The following is a 21018-nucleotide window of genomic DNA, read 5'->3' as shown; positions in this document are numbered from 1 at the left end:
CTCCGCCGGACGCCGGTCCGTCTGTGCCCGGCGGAGGCAGCGGGCAGCCAGGCAGGCGCCGGCACCGCAACCGGATGGCCACGCCGTGCCCAGAGCCCAGGCGGGCCACGGCGGGCAGCCGTCGTCCGGACGACCGGAGCAGTGCACCGCACCCGCCGTCCGAGCCGTCCAGGCGGCCCTGCCCGGCGGAGACAACGGGCGGACAGCGGACGCGGCTGCGCCCCCACCCGAGCCGCGCGCACGGGGCACGGCCGCGCGCCGGCACCGCGCCGACCGCCGCCGACCGCCGCCGACCACCGCCCGGCCGCGGCGACAGGGCAGGCGGCAGACGCGGCCGGATCCTGAATCCGGCGGGCGCGCCGTCGGTCTCATGTGCCGAGCGTGAGACGGGGCTTCGGCGCGTCCGTGCGGCCCGTCTGCGGGCGTCTGCTGCCCGCCCGGTAGGGGGCGGGCCACACCACACCCGGTCCGTCGTAGCCCTGCTCCGCGGCTGCGTGCAGGGTCCAGTGCGGGTCGTACAGGTGCGGGCGGGCGAGCGCGCACAGGTCCGTTCGTCCCGCCAGGATCAGGGAGTTGACGTCGTCCCAGGAGGAGATCGCGCCGACCGCGATCACCGGGACGCGGACCTCGTGCCGGATGCGGTCGGCGAACGGCGTCTGGTACGACCGCCCGAACTCCGGCCGCTCCTCGGCCACCACCTGCCCGGTGGACACGTCGATCGCGTCGGCACCGTGCGCGGCGAAGGCCCGTGCGACGACCACGGCGTCCGCTGCCGTGGTACCGCCCTCGGCCCAGTCGGTGGCGGAGATGCGCACGGTCATCGGCCGCTCCTCGGGCCACACCGCGCGCACCGCGTCGAAGACCTCCAGCGGGAACCGGAGCCGCTTTTCCAGCGTGCCGCCGTAGGCGTCGGTGCGCCGGTTGGTCAGCGGGGACAGGAAACCGGAGAGCAGGTAGCCGTGCGCGCAGTGCAGTTCGAGCAGGTCGAAGCCGGCGCGGGCGGCCCGGCAGGCGGCGGCCGTGAACTGCTCGCGGATGTCGGTGAGCCCGGCGCGGGAGAGCTGGTGCGGCATCTGGCTGCCCGGCTTGTACGGCAGCGGGGAGGCGGCCACCAGCGGCCAGTTGCCCTCGGGCAGCGGCTCGTCCATGCCCTCCCACATCAGCCGGGTGGAACCCTTGCGCCCGCAGTGGCCGAGCTGCACGCCGATCGCGGTGCCGGGTGCCTGGCGGTGCACGAAGTCGGTGATCCGGCGCCAGGCCTCGCCCTGCCGGCCGGTGTAGAGGCCGGCGCAGCCGGGTGTGATGCGGCCTTCTGCGCTCACGCACACCATCTCGGTCATCACCAGAGCGGCCCCGCCGAGCGCGCGGGCGCCGAGGTGGACGAGGTGGAAGTCGCCCGGGACGCCGTCGACGGCGCTGTACATGTCCATGGGTGAGACGACGACCCGGTTGCGCAGGGTCAGACCGCGCAGCCGGAACGGGGTGAACATCGGGGGCGTGCCGGGTGGGCAGCCGAACTCGCGCTCGACGGACGCGGTGAAGCGGGCGTCGCGCAGCCGCAGGTTGTCGTGGGTGACGCGACGGCTGCGGGTGAGCAGGTTGAACGCGAACTGGCGGGGCGGCTGGCCGAGGTAGCGGTCCAGGTTCTCGAACCACTCCAGGCTGGCGCGGGCGGCCCGCTGGGTGGAGGCGACGACGGGCTTGCGCTCCTCCTCGTAGGCGGCCAACGCCCCTTGCACAGTGGGCTGTTCGCGTAGGCACGCGGCGAGGGCCAGCGCGTCCTCCACGGCCAGTTTGGTGCCGGAGCCGATGGAGAAGTGCGCGGTGTGGGCGGCGTCGCCGAGGAGGACGACCCTGTCGTGCGACCAGCGTTCGTTGACGACCGTGCGGAAGGTGGTCCAGGCCGACCTGTTGGAGCGCAGGGGGCGTCCGCCGAGCGCGTCGGCGAAGATCTTGGCGCAGCGTTCGACGGACTCCTGCTCCTCGAGTTCCGCGAACCCGGCCGCCCGCCACACCTCCTCGCGCATCTCGACGATCACGGTGGAGGCGCCGAATTGGTTCGGCGGCCCGGAGGGCCTCGTTGAGGGGTGGTGGTCGGGAGACGGGCGGGCGTAAGGGTAGCCGTGCAGCTGCATCACGCCGTGCTCGGTCTCGGCGATCTCGAAGCGGAAGGCGTCGAAGGGGAAGTCGGCGGCGAGCCATATATACCGGCAGTGGTGTTCGGCCACATGGGGGCGGAACACAGGGGCGTAGGCGTCCCGGGTGGTGCTGTGCACACCATCGGCGGCGATGACGAGGTCGTGCGTCGCGGTCAGCCGGTCCGGGTGCGGCGCCTCGGTGCGGAAGCGGAGGTCCACACCGAGGTCGCGGCAGCGTTCGTGCAGGACCTCCAGGAGCCGTTTCCTGCCGAGTGCGGCGAATCCGTGGCCGCCGGAGGTGTGCCGGACGCCCCGGTGCACGATGTCGATGTCGTCCCAGCGGACGAACTCCTTCTGCAGGGCGGCGTAGACAACGGGGTCGGCGTGTTCGATGCCGCCCAGGGTCTCGTCGGAGAGGACCACGCCGAAGCCGAAGGTCACGTCCGGCGCGTTGCGTTCCCAGACGGTGATCTCCCGGGCCGGGTCGAGGCGCTTGAGCAGGGCGGCGGCGTAGAGACCACCGGGGCCGCCGCCGATGACCGCGACCTTCATGTCACCTCCCGCGCCACTTCGGCGGGCGCTTCTGCAGGAACGCCGCGTGGAACTCCCGGTAGTCCTCGCCGTTCATCAGCAGGGCCTGGGTGGCCGCGTCCAGTTCCACCGCTGCCGCGAGCGGCATGTCCAGTTCGGCCGTGAGCAGCGCCTTCGTCTGGGCGTGGGCCAGGGCCGGGCCGTCGGCCAGGCGGCGGGCCAGGATCAGGGCGGCCTCGTCGGCCCGGCCCTCCTCCGTCAGCTCGCTGATCAGGCCGATCCGCTCCGCCTCGGCGGCGCGCACCGGCGCGCCCAGCATCAGCAGCCGGGTGGCGTGGCCGAGGCCGACGACCCGGGGCAGCAGATAGGCCGCACCCATGTCACCGCCGGACAGGCCGACGCGGGTGAAGAGGAAGGCGAAGCGGGCGGTGGGGTCGGCCACCCGGAAGTCGGCCGCCAGGGCCAGCACGGCGCCCGCGCCCGCCGCGACCCCGTGCACGGCGGCGATCACCGGGAACGGGCATTCCCGTACCGCCCGCACCACCTGCCCGGTCATCCGGTTGAAGTCGAGCAGCTCGGCGGTGTCCATGGACAGCGTGGCACCGATGATCTCTTCGACGTCGCCGCCGGAGCAGAAGCCCCGCCCCTCGCCGGCCAGCACCAGGGCGCGCACCGCGCGCTCCCGGGACAGCTCGGCGAGCAGGTCGCGCAGGTCGGCGTAGGCCCCGAAGGTGAGGGCGTTGAGCTTGTCGGGGCGGGCGAGGGTGACGGTGGCGACCCCGTCGGAGAGCTTGACCCGCAGGTGCTCCCAGTCGCAGGTGCGGGCGGCGGAGCCGGTGAAGGGACTCATGACGTGCGGCCTCCTAGGGGGGCGGTGCCGTACGTTGCACTACCTCATGAAGTTATCACCTGTTTGTGACCGTCGTCATGAGTGCGCGACACGGGCACCAGGTACCGCCCTGATATGACCGAGTCCCGTCATACGCGTCACCGATCATCGACAGCGCCGTAACAGCCGGGCGAAGCCCGTCGACGGCGGCCGTGGCCGGGCCCGTACCATTCCTGTATTCAACAGCAGGACAGCCCTGCTCCATGAACGGACTCGCCTTGTACGAACCCGCCGCCGAACCGGCCTCCTGGCGTATCGCCCTGCCGCACACCACGGCAGCGGTACCCGCGGCACGCGCCCTGGTGCGCACGGCCCTGGCCGAGGTCGAGCATGCCGCCGACAGCGACACCGCGGAGCTGCTCACGGCGGAGCTGGTGGCCAACGCGGTGGAGCACACCGACGGCCGGGGCCCGATCGAGCTGGTGGTGGAGCTGCTGCCGACCGGCTGCCGGGTCGAGGTGCACGACCCCGACCCGGCGCCGCCCGGGCATCTCACCCGCACCGTGCTCGAGGAGCCCGATGTCTGGCAGGAGGGCGGACGCGGTCTGCTGCTGATCCGCGCCCTCAGCTCGTCCTGCGGCCACCGCCCCACCCCGTCGGGCAAGGCGGTGTGGTTCAGACTCCCGGTGGTTCCCGCTCAGCGGCGTCCGGCGTGACCTCGGGGGCGGCGTCCCCGGACGCCTTGGCCAGCGTGGAGTGCCGGCGCCCGTAGGCTCCGTGCCTGCGTAGCAGCACCCCCGCACCGCCGACGAAGGTCCGAGTTCATCAGAGTTCCAGGGAGCAGCGGCAAGGGCGCCGTCATGTGGTCGCGGCAGCCGACTGGGAAACGTCCGACACGCCGACACCATCCGTGATGTCTTCGCATTCCCGTCACAATCGGCGCTCCAAGCGGGCATTTCCGATCAAGCCACCCCCGGAATGCAGAGCCTCTGCGCCAGCCCTGCGATCTGAGACCGACTCACTCCAGCGTGCACTGGTCAGGTCGCTTTTCCGGGCTCGCCGATCCAGTTGCGCTGTGCGGCGCGAACACCGGCCTCGAAGCGGCTGCGAGCGCCGAGGCGCTGCATGAGGCCGGTGGCGATTCTTCGGGCGGTGCGGGCTGAGACGCCGAGGCGCTTGGCGATGGCTTCGTCGGTGTAGCCACCGGCGAGCAGTTTCAGCGCAACGGCTTCGGTGTCGGTGATGCTGTCGGGGCTCTGCCGGGGTAAGTCGCTGAGGCGTTTGGCGTCGCGCCAAAGGCCCTCGAAGAGGGCGCAGAGCGCGGTGAGCGTGCCGGGGCTGGTCAGCACGATTGCGGCGGCGCCGGAGTCGTCGCTGTCCACGGGAATGACGGCCCGTTCGCGGTCAATGATGATCAAGCGAGTGGGGAGGGTGGGTGTGGTGCGCACTTCTGCGCCTCGCTCGCCAAGCCAGTTCGCGTAGGCCACGGTGTGCGGGCTGTTGCGGATACTGTCCAGGTAGATGGTGCGCATGCGGATGCCACGGCTGAGCAGCTGGCTGTTGAGCGGTTTGGCCGCCTCGATGCTGTCCGGCCGGTGGGCTCCGTCAGGGGCCAGTGTCATGAGTTCGTTGCGCACCTGGCGGGTGAGCTGGGCGAGCCGGTCGCGGATCTGGTCGAGACCCTCCAACTGCTCCACTCCTGGGCCCGCGTGAGGGTGCAGGGCTGCATGCTCGGCGATGAGCTGTGCGGCGGCGGCCCGGGATGCCTCGATGCGCTGCTGTTGGGCCGCTAACTCGACCTGCTGCTGGGCCAAGAGGAGTTCCAGGCCGACCTCCGGGCTGACGGGGTGCAGCTGACCGGGTGCCTCGTGGGACGGGCGGACGAGGGAGAGCTCACTGAGCCTGTCCAGGGCGTGCCGTACCTGGTCGTCGGTGGTGGTCAGGCGCCTGGCCAGGGCTGTGACATCGTCGGCGGGATGGGCCAGCAGGGCGCGATAGACCGCTTCAGTCATGGCGTCGATTCCCAGCAGAGCAAGCACTTGCGAACACGTCCGCCGGCTTCTTCAGTCGCAGCCCGGCCGGTCGGAAACCGCGCAGCCCCGCTGGACCAGCAGCGTACAGATCTCAGCAACGGCCCGGGTGACAGCGGAACGGTCGACACCGGAACAACAGCCCCAGTGCGACAGGTCATGCCGCGGATGGATCAGGTAGGCCTGGCGACGAAGGTCAGCCATGCCGAGCACCAGCCCCTGCAGCCCGCTTTCTCGGCCGGTCCATCCCGAGCAGGATGACGGCGTCCTTTCGACACACGCCTCCCACGGCTGGGCCAACTCCTCGACAAGGATGTCCTTTCACCACTCCGGCGGCGTGCTGGTGGGCCCGGGCACACCGTCGAGTCGGCGTCGACCGCCCAGGTGATCAAGCCCTGGGTGTCCGCCTCTGCCTGCAGCCGGATGACGATCCGGGTAGCTCTTCAGAAGATGCTGGACACGCCTGTCGACCGGAGCCTGCGACCTTGCTCAAGGAGTCAGACGCCTTTTGACCGCACGGGCTATGCGGCGGGGGGTGTATCGGCTGAGCGACTTGGCGGGCGTGGTCGCCCTGGCCGGTTCTACGGGCCTGGTCTGCTTGGAATCAGGCTTCGGCTGCGTCTTCGGCTCGGGCTTCGGCTTGGGCACCAAGGTGGTGAGTGCCGTGAGCTCGTCGGTGGCGCGAGCGGTCAGCAGTCTGCAGCGCAGGCGCGACAGCGGCGGCCTACCTCGACGTCGCCCCGACCGCCTCCACCGTCCCTCACGGCACCGTCTGGGAACGGACGCGCGGATCCGCCGGCACCTGGGGCGGCAGCGCCACCGAGATCGACGACAACAACGCCATCACCGCCGTCGCCTCCGCCGCGCTGCCCGACGGCACCCTGCACACCTTCACCGTGGTCCCCGGCTCAGGGGTCTGGGAGCGGGTGCGCAGCGCCTCCGGCATCTGGGCAGCGAGCGCCGTGAAAATGGACGACAACGACAACATCATCGCCGTGACCGCCGCCGCACTGAAGGACGGCACGCTCCATGTCGACGTGGTGGTGAAGAACGCGGGCGTGTGGGACCGCACACGGAATACCAGCGGCACCTGGACGGCAGCCACAAAGATCGACGACAACCCGTCCATCACCCGGGTCGCTGCAGCGGGTCTGACCGACGGAACCCTGCACCTGGAGACCCTCGTGCCCGGCTCCGGCATCTGGGAACGCGTGCGCAGTGCCTCCGGTGCGTGGCAGACCTCCGCGACGCAGATCGACAGCAACGGAGGCGTCACCGCGCTGGCAACGGCGGCGCTGCCCGACGGCACCCAGCACATCGAGGCCGTCGTGCCCGGCTCGGGGGTCTGGGACCGTGTCCGTACCGCGGCGGGCAACTGGCAGGGCTCCACCCACCTCGACACCAACGGCGGCATCACCGCGGTGACCGCAGCCGCGCTTGCCGACGGAAGCATGACCGTCGACGCGGTGGTGCCCGGCTCGGGCGTGTGGGACCGCGCCCGCAGCGCCTCCGGGACCTGGCAGGCATCCGCCACTGAGATCGACGCCAACGGCAGCATCTTCGCAGTCCAGTCCGCGGGCCTGCCCGACGGCACCGTGCACCTTCAGACCATCGTCTGAGCGACCCGGCGCAGTGAGCCTCTTCAGCGTTGCCGCTCCAGTGTGAGGATGGCCTTGGCGATTGACGTCATTCGATTCGGGCTGCATCGGGACCGGCAGAAGATGCGCCAGGACTTCAGGCGGGCGACGCCACGCTCGACCGGCGCTCGTGCAGCGGCAAGTGCCCGGTTGAGGGTCTTTTCGGTGGGAGAGAGTTCCTGCAGGGGCTTGCGCTTGATACCGGTGGTCAGCCATGGGCCGGCACCCTGGTAGGCGAGATCGGCCAGGATGGGAACGCCCTGGCGCTCGCGGATCCGGATGATCCGGTGGGTCCGGGCGGCGGTCAGGTCGTGGGTTCGGCCCGGCAGGGCGGGTGATAGCCACAGCAGCTGGCCGCCGGGGTCGGTGACGACCTGCACATTCACGCCGTGGCGCCGGTGTTTGTGGGAGTAGTCGCCCCTTCCGTCGCCGACCCGGTCGCACTCGGCGAGCGTGCCGTCCAGCAGGACGAAGTCCGCGTCGCTCTCACGCGGAACTTTGAGCAGACCCGGTGCTCGTTCGGCAAGCAGGTGGACGACCGCGCTGGTGTAGGCGTGGGCGGTGGACTCGCAGATCCCGAACCCGGCGGCGATCTTCGCCAGAGTGGTGTGTTCGCGCAGGTACACCAGTGCCACCATCGCTCGCTGAGACGGGCGCAGCTTGCATCGGCGGTCGCCCTCACGGGTGACGATGAGCATGGTGACCCACTCCACGAGCGCATGCGGCAGGTCGAGTGCGGCAGGATGGATGACCAAGGAGGCTCCCGAGCAGTGTGGTTGAGACGTCAGACATCTCGATCAACAGCCCGAGGGCCTCGCTCGTTGCGCGCTTCACACGCCATCACCGGAACGATGACCAACTCGAAGAAACTCACTGATCAAGGCCCCCGCCTGCGGATTTCCCGCAGGCGGGGGCCTTTTCGCTGTGCCAACGCCGTAGCGGGAGTCGACCACTCACCTGGGATTCAGCCGGTGGGCGAGATCGTGGGCGGTGGCGCTGCTGAGATCCCCGACGTAGGCCCCGACGATTTCGAAACGGCCGCCGGTGATCGAGGAGGTCACGTAGGGGTTGCCCCAGAGCTTGCCGTCGATGACGATGGCGAATTCGTTGCGCGGGACCGGGGCCGCCGCGATGGAGCCGGTGAGGGCGGCGAAACGGGTCCGGTCGGCGGGGCTGAGGGTCACCTCGACCTGCCAGGTGCCGTCGATGGTGCTTTTCCCGGCCTTCGCGGACGTGACGCGGACGTCGGTCATGCCCTTGGCCCGGTCGGTGTGGACGCAGAACGCCGGTTGGGTCGCGGTCGCGTGCACGGTGTAGCCGTCGCTGCCCTGGGTGCAGGCGCGCTCCACGGACGAGGTGACCGGCAGGAGGGAGACCGGGGTCGCCTTCCCGGTGCCGCCCCCTGTGGCGGGCTGAACCACGTGCGCACGCGGGGTCGCGCCGTCAGCGACGGCCACCCAGGCGGTGGCGACCACGGCGGCTGCGACGACGCCGACGCCGGCGCGGGCCAGCCACTGCCGCCGCCGGGCGACCCGCAACGCGCCGTCGGCCAGGCCGACCAGATGGGCACCGGCGGCGTCACTGCCGCTCTCCCGGACATGGGCGTGCAAGGCATCGTGCAGCGGGTGTTCGGTCGAGTCGTTCATGTGATGGCGCCCCTTCCGGCGGCGATGGAGAAGGCGGCCGACGGCCCTGCCTCGGCCAGGGTGGTGCGGAGAGAGGCGAGGGCCTTGTGGGTCTGGCTGCGGACCGTCCCCTGGGCGACGCCCAGAATCGCGGCGATCTCGTTGTCCGGCCGGTCCTCGAAGTAGCGCAGGACGATCACCGCACGCTGGCGCTTGGGCAGCCGCCGCAGCGCGGCCATGATGTCCTGCCGCTGGACCACGGTGTCGGCCCAGTCGGCGACCTGCCCGGACGGCTGGTCCGGCACGGTGTCCGTGACCGTTTCCCGCCCCCAGCTGAGGAGCCGGAAGCGATCCACCTGGGCGTGGTAGAGAGCCCGGCGGACATAGATCTCCGGCTGTTCCCGGTCGCGCAGCTTCGACCAACGCCGAGCCGTGGAGGCAAGCGCGGTCTGGAGCAGGTCCCGGCCCTGCTCCCAGTCCCCGGTCAGCAGGTAGGCCGTGTGCAGCAGCGATCTCGACCGCGCCGCCACGAACTCGCGGAACTGGCGTTCCTCGTCGGCGTTCAATGCGCCCTCCCTCGTTCCCCTGTAAAGACGGGTACAGAAGGGAGTTCGACTGCCCTGCCGGTCAGACTTTCTCGACCGTCGCGTCTCCGGGCCCCAGTGCTCCTCCCCCCCCTCCCCGCCAGTCGATCCACGGCGACTTCGCCACCTCCGCCGGGTCGATCTCCAGCCCCGCTCGGCGGAGGAACTCCGCGACGTCGGCCACGTTGTGGGCCAGGCCGAGGATCTCGCCGTCCACGCGCACCCTGCGGCCACCCGTGGCTGACGGCGGATGCACGATCACGGGTATCGGTCCGGCCATGTCTTCAGGATCATCCGTGGGATGCGGACCTGCATTCCAGCGCGTCATCGAGGGAGCCGCTCACTCACGGCACCGGTCCTACTTGTGCAGTGTGTACCAGCGCGGTGGGCAGGGGGCCCACTTCTCAGGCATTCAAGATCTCAAACAGTGATGAGCATGGACCCACTCGACCAGGGCATGGGGCAGGTCGAGTGCAGCAGAATACGGAACCAACGCGGCTCCTGTGCCTGTGGGTTGAGACTTCGAACACCTCCCCCAACGGCACGGGAGCCTCGTGCGTTGCGCACACCACCAGCGTCACCCGATCAGTGGCCACTCTGAAACAGCTCAGTGAGCGAGAAAGCGCAGCCTGGTTGAGGCCGGTCACCGGCCTCAACCAGGCTGCGCCCCCGTCCGTTCCCCGGCCAAGCTTCATGGCTGATCCCACAACCACCTGCCTGCGTAGCCGCGTGGTGCGGCTCGAACCGATATGGAACAGGGTCCGTCTCGGGCAAGGCGGCGTGGTTCAGACTTCCAGTGGTTCCCGCTCAGCGGCGTCCGGCGTGACCTCGGGGGCGGCGTCCCCGGACGCCTTGGCCAGCGTGGAGTGCCGGCGCCCGTAGGCGACGTAGACGACGAGGCCCACCACGAGGAACGCCGCGAACTGGACCCAGGTCTGCCACCCGGTCTCGTACATCAGGTACAGGCAGAAGCCGACGCCGAGCACCGGGCCGACGGGGTAGAGCGGCACCCGGAAGCTGCGGGTCAGGGCCGGCTCGCGACGGCGCAGGGCGATGACCGTGATGTTGACGACGGCCATGATGGCGAGCGTACCGATGGTGCACAGGTTCATCACCGCGTCCAGCGAGGCGAAGGCCGCCGGGAGCGCGAAGACGACCGCGACGATCAGCGTGCCGGCGACCGGCGTGGACGTCCTGGGGTTCACCTTCTCGAAGACGCGCGGGATCAGGCCGTCCCGGGACATCGACATCAGGATGCGGGTCTGGCCGTACATCACGGCGAGGACGACGGAGGCGATGGCGACGACCGCGCCGAAGGCGATCACACCGCCACCGACGGCCGAGCCGGTCACCTTGTTGACGACGTACGACAGCGCGGCGGGCCGGCCGGCGACCTGGTCGCCGCCGATGGCGCCGATCGCGGCGACCGCGACCGCGCAGTACAGCAGGGTGACCAGGCCCATGCAGACCATGATCGCCACGGGGATGTCCCGGCGCGGGTTCTTCGCCTCCTCGCCGGCCGTGGTGATCGCGTCGAAGCCGATGTAGGAGAAGAACGCGGCGGTGGTGCCCGCGCCGATGCCGCCGAGGCCGGCCGGGGAGAACGGGGTGAGGTTGCCGTCCTTGAAGGCGCTGTAGCCGATCACGCAGAAGGCGAGCAGGATGACGAGCTTGACCGCGGCCATGGCGGCCGTCGCCCGCGCACTCTCCCGCACCCCGCGCACCAGCAGCACCGAGGCCATCGCGATGACGATCACGGCGGGCAGGTTGAGGATCCCGCCGTCGCCGGGACCCGCGGACAGCGCGGCCGGGAGCTGCCAGCCGGTGAGGCTGTGCAGCAGCTCGTTGACGTACTGGCTCCAGCCGACCGCGACGGCCGAGATGGAGATGCCGTACTCCAGCAGCAGGCACCAGCCGACCAGGAAGGCGGTGGACTCGCCCAGGCCGGCGTAGGCGAAGGAGTACGAGGAGCCGGAGACCGGGATCGCGCCGCCCAGCTCCGCGAAGGAGAAGGCGGTGAAGACGCAGGTGAGCGCGGCGAGGATGAAGGAGACGACGACGGCCGGACCGGCCTGGGCGACCGAGTCGGACAGGCCCACGAAGATGCCGGTGCCGACGATGGCGCCGACGCCGAAACAGATGAGCTGGAAGAGGCCCATCGTGCGCTTCAGGCCGTGCCCCTCCCGGTCGGCGCCCGATTCGGCGACCAGCAGGTGCGGGGATTTGATGCGGGGAGCGGGCATGCGGGTGGTGCTCGTTTCTGGTGGTGCAGGGCGACCGGTCCGGTCGCGGCGACGGCCGTGGCAGGGGTCATGCCGGGCCGCGGGTCAGGATAATGCCTGATGAGGCATGTCAGGCAACGCTGTGTGACGCACCCGCCAGGGTGGCCACCAGGACCGCCTTGATCGTGTGCATCCGGTTCTCCGCCTCGTCGAAGACCACGGAGTGCTCGGACTCGAAGACCTCGTCGGTGACCTCCAGCTCGGTCAGGCCGTGCCGCGCGTGGATCTCGCGGGCGACGTCGGTGCCGAGGTCGTGGAAGGCCGGCAGGCAGTGCAGGAACTTCACGTCGTCGTGACCGGTGGCCCGGAGCACCTCCATGGTCACCGCGTACGGGCCGAGCAGCGCTATGCGCTCGTCCCACACCTGCTTCGGCTCGCCCATGGAGACCCAGACGTCGGTGGCGACGAAGTGGGCGCCGCGCACACCCTCCTTCACGTCGTCCGTGAGCGTGATCCGGGCGCCGGACGCCTCGGCCAGCTGCCGGGCCGCCTGAACGATCGCGTCGTCCGGCCACAGCGGGCGGGGCGCGACGATACGGACGTCCATGCCGAGCAGGGCCCCGGTGACGAGGTAGGAGTTGCCCATGTTGTAGCGGGCGTCGCCCAGGTAGGCGAAGGCGATATCGGTCAGCGGCAGGTCGCTGTGCTCGGTCATGGTGAGCACGTCGGCGAGCATCTGGGTGGGGTGCCACTCGTCGGTGAGGCCGTTGTAGACCGGAACCCCGGCGTGCGCGGCGAGCGCCTCGACGACGCCCTGGCCGCGCCCGCGGTACTCGATGGCGTCGAACATCCGGCCGAGCACCCGGGCCGTGTCCTTGACCGACTCCTTGTGCCCGATCTGCGAGCCGGCCGGGTCCAGGTACGTCGTGTGCGCGCCCTGGTCGGCGGCGGCGACCTCGAACGCGCAACGGGTGCGCGTCGAGGTCTTCTCGAAGACGAGCGCGATGTTCTTGCCGGTGAGGTACTGCGTCTCCGTCCCGGCCTTCTTGGCCGCCTTCAGCTCGGCGGCAAGCGTGACCAGCCCTCGGAACTCCTCCGCGGTGAAGTCCAGTTCCTTGAGGAAGTGGCGGCCGGCGAGGGCGGTCGGGACTGTCGCCATGGGGGCGCTCCAGAGGTACGAGAACAGAGGACACTGGAAGTGTATACGACGCCTCACATTTCTATACAGAGACTTATGCGGCCCTGCACCATCTATACGACAGGTATACGGCTACGGCACCTGCACGGCGACGGCACCCGCGACAGACCTATACGGCGTCCCGCTCCACGGGACAGCTCATGCAGCGTGGCCCGCCGCGCCCCCGCCCCAGCTCGCTGCCCGGGATCTCGATCACCTCGATGCCCTGCTTGCGCAGATGCGTGTTGGTGGTCGAGTTCCGTTCGTAGGCGACGACGACTCCGGGCTCGACGGCGAGGACGTTGCAGCCGTCGTCCCACTGCTCACGCTCGGCCGCGTGCACGTCCTGCGTGGCGGTCAGCACCCGGATCTCACCGAGGCCGAGGGCGGCGGCGATCGCCCGGTGCATGTGCTCCGGCGGATGGTCGGTGACCTTCAACTCCCGTTCGCTCGCGCCCGGTTCGATGGTGTACGAACGCAGCATGCCGAGCCCGGCGTACTGCGTGAAGGTGTCGCCGTCGACCATGGTCATCACGGTGTCGAGGTGCATGAAGGCGCGCCGCTTGGGCAGGTCGAGCGCCACGATCGTGTGCGCGGAGCCCGCCGCGAACAGTTTGTGCGCCAGCATCTCCACGGCCTGCGGGGTGGTGCGCTCGCTCATGCCGATGAGCACGGCGCCGTTGCCGATCACCAGGACGTCGCCGCCCTCGATGGTGGAGGGGTAGTCGGCCTGCCCCTGGGACCACACGTGGAACGGTTCGTCACGGAACAGCGGGTGATGCCGGTAGATCGCCTCGAAGTGCACGGTCTCCCGCTGCCGCGCGGGCAGACGCATCGCGTTGATGGAGACGCCGTCGTAGATCCACGCCGAGGTGTCACGGGTGAAGAGGTGGTTGGGCAGCGGGCGCAGCAGGAAGTCGTCCAGCTCCATGGCGTGGAAGCGCACCGAGGTCGGCTCGGCGTGTGCGGCCAGGAACTCCCGCTTGGTCATGCCGCCGACCAGGGCCTCGGCAAGATCGCGCGGGGAGAGCCGCTCGAAGGCGGCCCGCAGATGGTCGGTGGCGAGAGGACCGTACTCCTTCTCGTCGAAGACCCGGTCGAGGACGAGCGCCCTGGCGTCGGGCAGGGCCAGGGTCTCGGTGAGCAGGTCGCCGAAGAGGTGGACGGCGACCCCGCGGTCACGCAGGACGTCGGCGAACCCGTCGTGTTCGGCGCGTGCCCGGCGGACCCAGAGCACGTCGTCGAAGAGAAGGGCGTCCTTGTTGCTGGGGGTGAGCCTTTTGAGCTCCAGGTCGGGCCGGTGCAGGATCACGCGGCGCAGCCGACCGGCCTCGGAGTCGACGTGATATGCCATGCCTCCATCCTGGCCGCCCCTGCCCGTGTTCACGCTCTACTCGACCGTTTCCGCCACTTCTTGTTTTCGTCGGCAGGACGAGAACAAGAAGTGGCGGCCCCCGGCACGGCGTCTCACAGCCTGGGGTCGACCGGCTCCGACTCCAGCGCCAGCACGCCGAACACCGCCTCGTGCACCCGCCACAGCGGCTCCCCGTCGGCGAGCCGGTCCAGGGCCTCCAGACCGAGGGCGTATTCGCGGATCGCCAGCGACCGCTTGTGGTTCAGCAACCGCTGCCGCAGCCGGGCGAGGTTGTCCGGACGGGTGTACTCGGGACCGTAGATGATCCGCAGGTACTCACGGCCCCGGCACTTGATGCCGGGCTGCACCAGCCGGCCGTCGCGGCCGCGCACCAGCGCCCCGAGCGGCTTGACGACCATGCCCTCACCACCGAGCCCGGTCAGCTCCAGCCACCAGTCGACCCCGGCCCGGACCGACTCCGGGTCACCGGTGTCGACGTACAGGCGGCGGGTGGTCTGCAGCAGTCCGGTGCCGTCGTGCTCCACGAGCCGGTCGATCAGGGCGAGTTGTTCGTCGTGCGGCAGCGCGGCGAGGCTCCGTCCGCGCGCGGCCAGAAGCTGGAACGGCGCGAGGCGTACGCCGTCCAGGCCGTCGGTGACCCAGCAGTAGCGCCGGTAGGCGTCGGTGAACGCGGCGGCGTCCGCGGCGCGTCCGCGCTGCCGGTCCAGCAGCCCGGCCACCTCGACACCGCGGCCGGCGGCCTGCTCCAGGGCGGCCAGCGCGCCCGGGAACACCGCGCCGGACGCGGCACCCACGGCGGCGTACTGGTTGCGCAGCAGGCCGGAGGCCTTCAGCGACCAGGGCATCAGCTCGGCGTCCAGCAGGAGCCAGTCCGTGTCGAGTTCCGTCCACAGTCCCGCTTCGGTGACTGCCGAGCGAAGACGGCCGAGGATCTCCTCGGTCACCTTCCCGTCGTCGAAGAACGGCCGGCCGGTACGGGTGTACAGCGACCCCGTGACCCCGTCCGCCCCGAACCGCTCGCGTGCCGCCCGCGCGTCCCGGCACACCAGGGCCACGGCCCGCGAGCCCATGTGCTTCTCCTCGCACACCACCCGCGCCACCCCGTCCTCGGCGTACTGGGCGAAGGCCTCGGCCGGGTGCTCCAGGAAGTGTCCGTCAGCGGCTCCGCCGCGGGCATCGGCCCGCGAGGTCGCCGTCGGTGCCATGGTCGGCGGCAGGTACGGCAGCAGGCGCGGGTCGACCGCGAAGCGGCTCATGACCTCCAGGGCCGCCGCCGCGTTCTCCTCGCGGATCGCGACCCGGCCGGCGTGCCGGGTCTCGACGCCGCGGCGGCCGTGCACGTCGGCGAGGTCCAGCGGCCGGCCGTCGTGTCCGCCGGGCGCCTCGGCGCGCAGCGGCTTCACCGGCTCGTACCAGACCCGCTCGGCCGGTACGTCGACCAGCTCCCGCTCCGGCCACCGCAACGCGGTCAGCTTGCCGCCGAAGACGGCGCCGGTGTCCAGGCAGATGGTGTTGTTCAGCCATGTGGCCTCGGGGACCGGGGTGTGGCCGTAGACCACGGCCGCGCGTCCTCGGTAGTCCTCCGCCCACGGGTAGCGCACGGGCAGCCCGAACTCGTCGGTCTCGCCCGTGGTTTCGCCGTACAGGGCGTGCGAGCGGACCCGGCCGGAGGTGCGGCCGTGGTACTTCTCGGGCAGACCGGCGTGGCAGACGACGAGCCGTCCGCCGTCGAGGACGTAGTGACTGACCAGCCCCTCCAGGAATGTGCGTACCCGCGCCCTGAACTCCTCGCTCTCGCCCTCCATCTGCGCGATGGTCTCGGCGAGCCCGTGGGTGTGCTGGACCTTGCGACCCTTGAGGTAACGGCCGTACTTGTTCTCGTGGTTGCCGGGCACGCACAGGGCGTTGCCCGCCGCGGCCATCGACATCACCCGGCGCAGCACGCCCGGGGTGTCCGGGCCGCGGTCGACGAGGTCGCCGACGAACACGGCCGTGCGGCCCTCGGGGTGCACACCGTCCACGTAACCCAGCTTGGCGAGCAGCGCCTCGAGTTCGACGGAGCAGCCGTGGATGTCACCGATGATGTCGAAGGGACCGGTGAGGTGTGTCAGGTCGTTGAAGCGCTTCTCGGTGACGACCGTCGCCTGCTCGACCTCCTCCACTCCGCGCAGGACGTGCACCTTGCGGAAGCCCTCGCGCTCCAGGTGGCGCAGCGAACGGCGGAGTTCGCGTATGTGCCGCTGGATGACCCGGCGGGGCATGTCGGCCCGGTCGGTGCGGGCCGCGTTGCGCTCGGCGCACACCTCCTCGGGCACGTCGAGGACGATGGCGATGGGCAGCACGTCGTGCCTGCGGGCCAGGTCGATCAGCTGCCGTCGGCTGTCCTGCTGCACGCTGGTGGCGTCCACGACGATGCGCCGGCCTGCGGCCAGTCGCTTGCCGGCGATGTAGTGCAGTACGTCGAAGGCGTCCCGGGTGGCGCTCTGGTCGTTCTCGTCGTCGCTGACGAGACCGCGGCAGAAGTCCGAGGAGATCACCTCGGTCGGCTTGAAGTGCCTGCGCGCGAAGGTGGACTTGCCGGAGCCGGAGGCGCCGACGAGGACGACGAGGGAGAGGTCGGTGACGGGAAGGACCCGCCCCGTACGCGTCTCGGTCATGCCGCCTTCGCCTCCTTCTCGTTCGTGTCGTTCGTGTCGTTCGTGACGGTCGTGTCGTTCGGGTCGGTCTTCGTCGTGAACACGGCCATCTGGGTCGGCGGTCCGACCTCGGGGTCCTCGGGTCCGACGGGCCTGAACTCGAGGTCGTAGCCGTGCCGCCCGGCCACCGTCCCCGCCCAGGCCCGGAACTCCTCGCGAGTCCACTCGAAGCGGTGGTCGCCGTGCCGCACGTGCCCGGCCGGGAGGCTCTCCCAGCGGACGTTGTACTCGACGTTCGGGGTCGTCACGACGACCGTCCGCGGGCGGGCCGAACCGAACACGGCGTACTCCAGTGCGGGCAGCCGGGGCAGGTCGAGGTGCTCGATGACCTCGCTCAGCACAGCGGCGTCGTACCCCTTGAGCCGGCTGTCGGTGTAGGCGAGGGAGCCCTGGAAGAGCTTGACGCGGGCGGCCTGCCGCTCACCCATGCGGTCCAGCTTCAGCCGCCGGGAGGCGATGGTGAGGGCCCGTACGGAGACGTCGACGCCGACGATCTCGGTGTACCGGACGTCCTTGATCAGCTCCTGCACCAACTGGCCCTGTCCGCAGCCGAGATCGAGCACGCGGGTGGCACCGCTGTCGCGCAGCGCGGCGAGGATCGCCTCCCGGCGCTGCACGGCGAGCGGGGTCGGCTTCTCCTCCTCCTCGCTCTCCGTCTCGACGGCGTTGTCGATCTCCTCGACCTCGCTGTCGTCGGCCTCGGCCAGGCGCACCAGCTCGAGCCGCTCCATCGCCTGCCGGGTCAGCGACCAACGACGCGACAGGTAGCGGCTGGTGATCAGCTTCTGTTCGGGGTGGGCGGGCAGCCAGCCCTCACCGGCGCGCAGCAGCTTGTCGACCTCCTCGGCGGTGACCCAGTAGTGCTTGGCGTCGTCGAGTACGGGGAGCAGGACGTACAGCTGTCGCAGGGCCTCCGCCAGGGTCAGCGTGTCGGATTCCAGTACGAGTCCGACGTAGCGCGAGTCACCCCACTCCGGGAACTGGGCGTCCAGCGCCACCGGTTCGGCGGTGACGAGCCAGCCGAGGGGTTCGAAGAGCCGTCGAACGAGGTCCTGCCCGCCGCGGGCGGGTAGCGCCGGCACCTCGACGCGCAGCGGAAGCGGTGCCGCGGCCCGCTCCGGGCGGGCGTTGCACACCCCGCGCATGGCGCTGGAGAACACGGTGCTCAGTGCGACCGCGAGCAGTGAGGAGGCCGCGTAGGGACGGTCGTTGACGTACTGCGCGAGAGCCCCGTCGGGTGCGCCGCCGCGGCCCTTGCCCTTGGCGCGCCGGACCAGCGCGAGAGTGTCGACCTCCAGCAGCAGCGCGGCCGTGCAGCGGTGGTCGTCCGCCTCGGGGTAGAAGACGTGCGCGGCCCCGCAGGAGGTGGAGAAACGCTGTGCCTTCCCGGGGTGCTTGTGCAGCAGGTGCCCGAGGTCGGTGGCCGGGCTGGCGGCATCGCCGCGCGTGGAGATCGTCAGGAACACACCGACGAGTCTTCCTGGCCGCGCACGCAGCGACCACCGGTTTTTCCCGGCGGGCACCCATCGGCGATCAGGTGAAGTCCGCCCGGGCCAGGTGGGCGCCGCAGACGCGGCAGCGGAAGAGGAAGGCGGTCGGCTGGCCGTCCTTGTCCAGGGCCGCGAGGAAGTCCTCGGTCGCGGCGGCATCCCAGGCCCACTCGGCGCACTCCCTGCGCAGTTGTCCGACCGCGTCCGGGTAGGCGGCGAGTTCCCTGGCCCCGGCCACGCCGAGGAACGCCGTGCCGTCGCCGCAGTGCACCGGCCAGGCCCAGTCCTGCCAGGTGGCGAAGCCCGGTGTGCGCTCGCAGATGCGCGTGGCCACCGCGTCCGGGACCTGGCGGGCCTCGACCTCGTTGAAGAACGCACCGTGGCGCTCGGCCGCGGTGCCGGCGGCGATGCAGTACGGGCACAGGCGCCCCTCGGGTATGTCCTGGCCGTAGACGGGGCCGGTGTAGATCCAGCCCTGGTCGTGCCCGCAGCACCCGCACGGCTCGTCGGCGGCGACCACCGAGCCGGTGGCCACGGGGTCCGGGTGGTACGGGAACGGCGGGAGCACGGGCGGCCGGCGACGTTGTCCGGGGCGCTGGTCGAGGGCCGGTCGGTCCGCCCGGCCGGCCGGTTCGGCAGACGGGACGGCGACGGCGCCCTGCCGCGGTTGCGGCCCAGGGTGCCGCCTGTCGGCCTCACTCGTCACGATCGCCGCCCCTGCCCTTCGTCACGTTCTCGCCCCACCGTAGCCCGCGCGAGTCCCGGCCCCCGCGTCGGTGACAGCGGCGAGGGGGCCGGGCACGCGAGCGGGCCGCGGGGCGGGGGCCGGGCAGGTGCGGGCCACGGGCCGGGGCCAGGCGGGGCAGGGTCGGGGCGGGCTAGGGCAGCTGGGGCTGGATCTGGGCGGAGATCAGTTCCAGCTGGTCCAGGTCGTGCAGGTCGAGGACCTGGAGGTAGATGCGCCGGGAGCCGATCTCGGCGTACCGGCCGATCTTGTCGACGACTTCTGCGGGGGAACCCGCCAGGCCGTTGGCCTTCAGTTCGTCCACGTCGCGGCCGATCGCGGCGGCGCGCCGGGCGACCTCGTGGCCGTCCCTTCCGACGCAGACCACGAGCGCGTTGGAGCAGATCAGCTCGTCCGCGTCACGGCCCGCCTCCTGGGCGGCGGCGCGTACCCGGGCGAACTGCCGCTCGCTGTCCGCGATCGAGGCGAAGGGGATGTTGAACTCGTCGGCGTAGCGGGCCGCGAGCCGTGGGGTGCGGGTCGTGCCGTGGCCGCCGATGAGCACCGGGACCTTGCGCTGGACCGGCTTGGGCAGGGCGGGTGAGTCCGTGAGGTCGTAGTAGGTGCCGTGGAAGTCGAAGGTCTTGCCCGCCTCGGTCGCCCACAGCCCGGTGATGATCGCGAGCTGCTCCTCCAGCCGGGCGAACCTCTCCTTGGGGAAGGGGATGCCGTAGGCCTTGTGCTCCTCCTCGAACCAGCCCGCGCCCAGGCCCAGCTCCACACGTCCGCCGGACATCTGGTCGACCTGGGCGACCTGGATGGCGAGTACGCCGGGCAGACGGAAGGTGCCGGCGGTCATGAGGGTGCCGAGGCGGATGCGCCTGGTCTCGCGGGCGAGGCCCGCCAGGGTGATCCAGGCGTCCGTGGGGCCGGGGAGGCCACTGACATTGCCCATGCTGACGTAGTGGTCGGAACGGAAGAACCCGTTGAATCCGAGTTCCTCGGTGGCCTTCGCCACGGTGAGCAGGGTGTCGTACGTGGCCCCTTGCTGGGGCTCGGTGAAGATTCGAAGGTCCATCCATCCATCGTGCATGCCGATCACTGCGTCAACCGCGCTGGTGGCGCCGGGTGCGGCCGTCCACGGTCGGGTGAAAGTCGGCCGCCGCGGGCGCGGGGTGCCGTGGGACGGTGACCGGCCGCGGTGGTGGTCGCCCTCGACGCGGACACGGACCTGCGGTCGCCCGGCGGTGCCGGAGGGGCCGGAGGGGTAGGCCCAGGAGGGGCACAACCGCCTGAATGCCGGCCCCGGATCGGCTAAAGCCGTTCCTCGGCCCGGAGAGCGCCGGGCCTCACCCCAACTCCCGCTCAGACAACGCCTCTTCGCGCGCCGCCAGTTTGCGCAGCATCTCCAGGACCCGGTCCCGGGACTCGTCCGCCGCGTCGATGGCCTCCATGCACTGCCAGTACGTCGCCTGGTCGGCCGCGGCGCTGGCCATGCCGACGAGGGCCATGCCGACCTCGCCGAGCAGGCCGTCGAGGCAGTGCAGGGTCTCGCGGGCGTCGTCCAGCTCGGTGAGCTGGGCGGCGCGCAGGTCGCCCGCATCGAGTTCCGGTGGGTCCAGGGCACCGCAGCCGCGACCCGCCAGCTCGGTCAGGCCCAGGGCCTCGCCGCGCAGCTCGGGCGGACCGGACACCGCGAGACGGCTGCCGATCGCCTGGGCGAGGGCCTGCGCCTGCCACACCTCCGTCATGATCTCGGGCGCTTCGGCGCCGCCCGCCAGGGCCCGCCTGCTCGTTCCGATGAGCCGCACCGCATCCATGCCTTGCCCCCGTCCGTCCGCCGCGCTCTGCCGCACGTCCTCACGAACTTCCCTGCTTCCACTACCCAGAGTGAGGGTCAATGGTGCGAAAAGCTAGAGCAAGACGGAAATCTCTGGACAACAATTCGGATTCAACGGGG

18 protein-coding genes and 1 pseudogene are annotated in these 21018 nt (G+C 70.9%); 2 read left to right on the top strand and 17 right to left on the bottom strand.

From position 1 onward, the window contains the following. Positions 1-368: 368 nt before the first annotated feature. Entirely contained in the window at positions 369-2690 is a 2322-nt protein-coding gene (locus tag K7G59_RS04455; protein ID WP_225830492.1) for a bifunctional salicylyl-CoA 5-hydroxylase/oxidoreductase, read from the bottom strand. A gap of 1 nt (position 2691) precedes the next feature. After that, positions 2692-3519, bottom strand: a complete 828-nt coding sequence (locus K7G59_RS04450; RefSeq protein ID WP_225830491.1) for an enoyl-CoA hydratase family protein — start codon at positions 3517-3519, stop codon at positions 2692-2694. Positions 3520-3761: 242 nt separating this feature from the next. Between K7G59_RS04450 and K7G59_RS04445 the strand changes: the two genes are divergently transcribed. Next, positions 3762-4214 (top strand): ATP-binding protein, encoded by a 453-nt coding sequence (locus K7G59_RS04445; RefSeq protein WP_225830490.1) that lies wholly within the window; start codon positions 3762-3764, stop codon positions 4212-4214. Positions 4215-4535: 321 nt separating this feature from the next. Here the strand turns inward: K7G59_RS04445 and K7G59_RS04440 are convergent, their stop codons facing one another. The 3 genes and pseudogenes from K7G59_RS04440 to K7G59_RS04435 all read right to left on the bottom strand — a co-directional run bounded on the left by K7G59_RS04440 (position 4536) and on the right by K7G59_RS04435 (position 6507). Further along, complete coding sequence (locus K7G59_RS04440; protein ID WP_225830489.1) at positions 4536-5537, bottom strand: LuxR C-terminal-related transcriptional regulator; 1002 nt, start codon at positions 5535-5537, stop codon at positions 4536-4538. Beyond that, positions 5521-5856: pseudogene (locus K7G59_RS35245) on the bottom strand (IS5/IS1182 family transposase); the annotation flags it as partial. The gene K7G59_RS04440 and the pseudogene K7G59_RS35245, both read right to left, overlap by 17 nt. 432 nt (positions 5857-6288) lie before the next feature. Beyond that, positions 6289-6507 (bottom strand): hypothetical protein, encoded by a 219-nt coding sequence (locus K7G59_RS04435; protein ID WP_225830488.1) that lies wholly within the window; start codon positions 6505-6507, stop codon positions 6289-6291. Here K7G59_RS04435 and K7G59_RS04430 point away from each other — a divergent pair. Then, positions 6497-7147 carry a hypothetical protein gene (locus K7G59_RS04430; RefSeq protein WP_225830487.1) on the top strand — a complete coding sequence of 217 codons (651 nt, stop codon included), beginning with the start codon at positions 6497-6499 and terminating at the stop codon, positions 7145-7147. The two genes, K7G59_RS04435 and K7G59_RS04430, sit on opposite strands and share 11 nt — an antisense overlap. Positions 7148-7170: 23 nt before the next feature. On the opposite strand, the gene K7G59_RS04425 is transcribed toward K7G59_RS04430, so the two are convergent. The 12 genes from K7G59_RS04425 to K7G59_RS04370 all read right to left on the bottom strand — a co-directional run bounded on the left by K7G59_RS04425 (position 7171) and on the right by K7G59_RS04370 (position 20878). Further along, positions 7171-7920 (bottom strand): transposase family protein, encoded by a 750-nt coding sequence (locus K7G59_RS04425; protein ID WP_225830486.1) that lies wholly within the window; start codon positions 7918-7920, stop codon positions 7171-7173. 198 nt (positions 7921-8118) lie between these two features. Then, positions 8119-8811 (bottom strand): hypothetical protein, encoded by a 693-nt coding sequence (locus K7G59_RS04420; protein ID WP_225830485.1) that lies wholly within the window; start codon positions 8809-8811, stop codon positions 8119-8121. Then, positions 8808-9356, bottom strand: a complete 549-nt coding sequence (locus tag K7G59_RS04415) for a SigE family RNA polymerase sigma factor (protein WP_225830484.1) — start codon at positions 9354-9356, stop codon at positions 8808-8810. Before K7G59_RS04415 ends, K7G59_RS04420 begins: the two co-directional genes overlap by 4 nt. Positions 9357-9417: 61 nt before the next feature. Then, on the bottom strand, positions 9418-9654 hold the full coding sequence (locus K7G59_RS04410; RefSeq protein WP_225830483.1) for a hypothetical protein: 237 nt from the start codon (positions 9652-9654) through the stop codon (positions 9418-9420). A 505-nt stretch (positions 9655-10159) separates the two neighbouring features. After that, entirely contained in the window at positions 10160-11617 is a 1458-nt protein-coding gene (locus tag K7G59_RS04405; protein WP_225830482.1) for an amino acid permease, read from the bottom strand. A 109-nt stretch (positions 11618-11726) separates the two neighbouring features. Further along, a complete protein-coding gene (gene argF, locus K7G59_RS04400; RefSeq protein ID WP_225830481.1) occupies positions 11727-12755 on the bottom strand; it encodes an ornithine carbamoyltransferase in 1029 nt (342 codons plus the stop codon). Between the two features lie 148 nt (positions 12756-12903). Beyond that, positions 12904-14127: an arginine deiminase gene (locus K7G59_RS04395; RefSeq protein ID WP_225830480.1), complete on the bottom strand. Its 1224-nt coding sequence runs from the start codon at positions 14125-14127 to the stop codon at positions 12904-12906. A gap of 113 nt (positions 14128-14240) precedes the next feature. Beyond that, a complete protein-coding gene (locus K7G59_RS04390) occupies positions 14241-16805 on the bottom strand; it encodes a polynucleotide kinase-phosphatase (protein WP_225830479.1) in 2565 nt (854 codons plus the stop codon). Further along, a complete protein-coding gene (locus K7G59_RS04385; RefSeq protein ID WP_225830478.1) occupies positions 16802-18310 on the bottom strand; it encodes a 3' terminal RNA ribose 2'-O-methyltransferase Hen1 in 1509 nt (502 codons plus the stop codon). Before K7G59_RS04385 ends, K7G59_RS04390 begins: the two co-directional genes overlap by 4 nt. Before the next feature lie 67 nt (positions 18311-18377). Next, a complete protein-coding gene (locus K7G59_RS04380) occupies positions 18378-18902 on the bottom strand; it encodes a CbrC family protein (RefSeq protein ID WP_225830477.1) in 525 nt (174 codons plus the stop codon). A gap of 310 nt (positions 18903-19212) precedes the next feature. Next, the gene (locus tag K7G59_RS04375; RefSeq protein ID WP_225830476.1) at positions 19213-20136 is read right to left on the bottom strand and encodes an LLM class F420-dependent oxidoreductase; all 924 of its coding nucleotides are present in this window, start codon (positions 20134-20136) and stop codon (positions 19213-19215) included. A 271-nt stretch (positions 20137-20407) separates the two neighbouring features. After that, complete coding sequence (locus K7G59_RS04370) at positions 20408-20878, bottom strand: DUF6099 family protein (RefSeq protein WP_225830475.1); 471 nt, start codon at positions 20876-20878, stop codon at positions 20408-20410. Positions 20879-21018: the final 140 nt, after the last annotated feature.

This window comes from Streptomyces sp. NK08204, from assembly GCF_020400585.1.
GTDB lineage: Bacteria > Actinomycetota > Actinomycetes > Streptomycetales > Streptomycetaceae > Streptomyces.
This window is presented reverse-complemented; position numbering and strand designations above follow the sequence as displayed.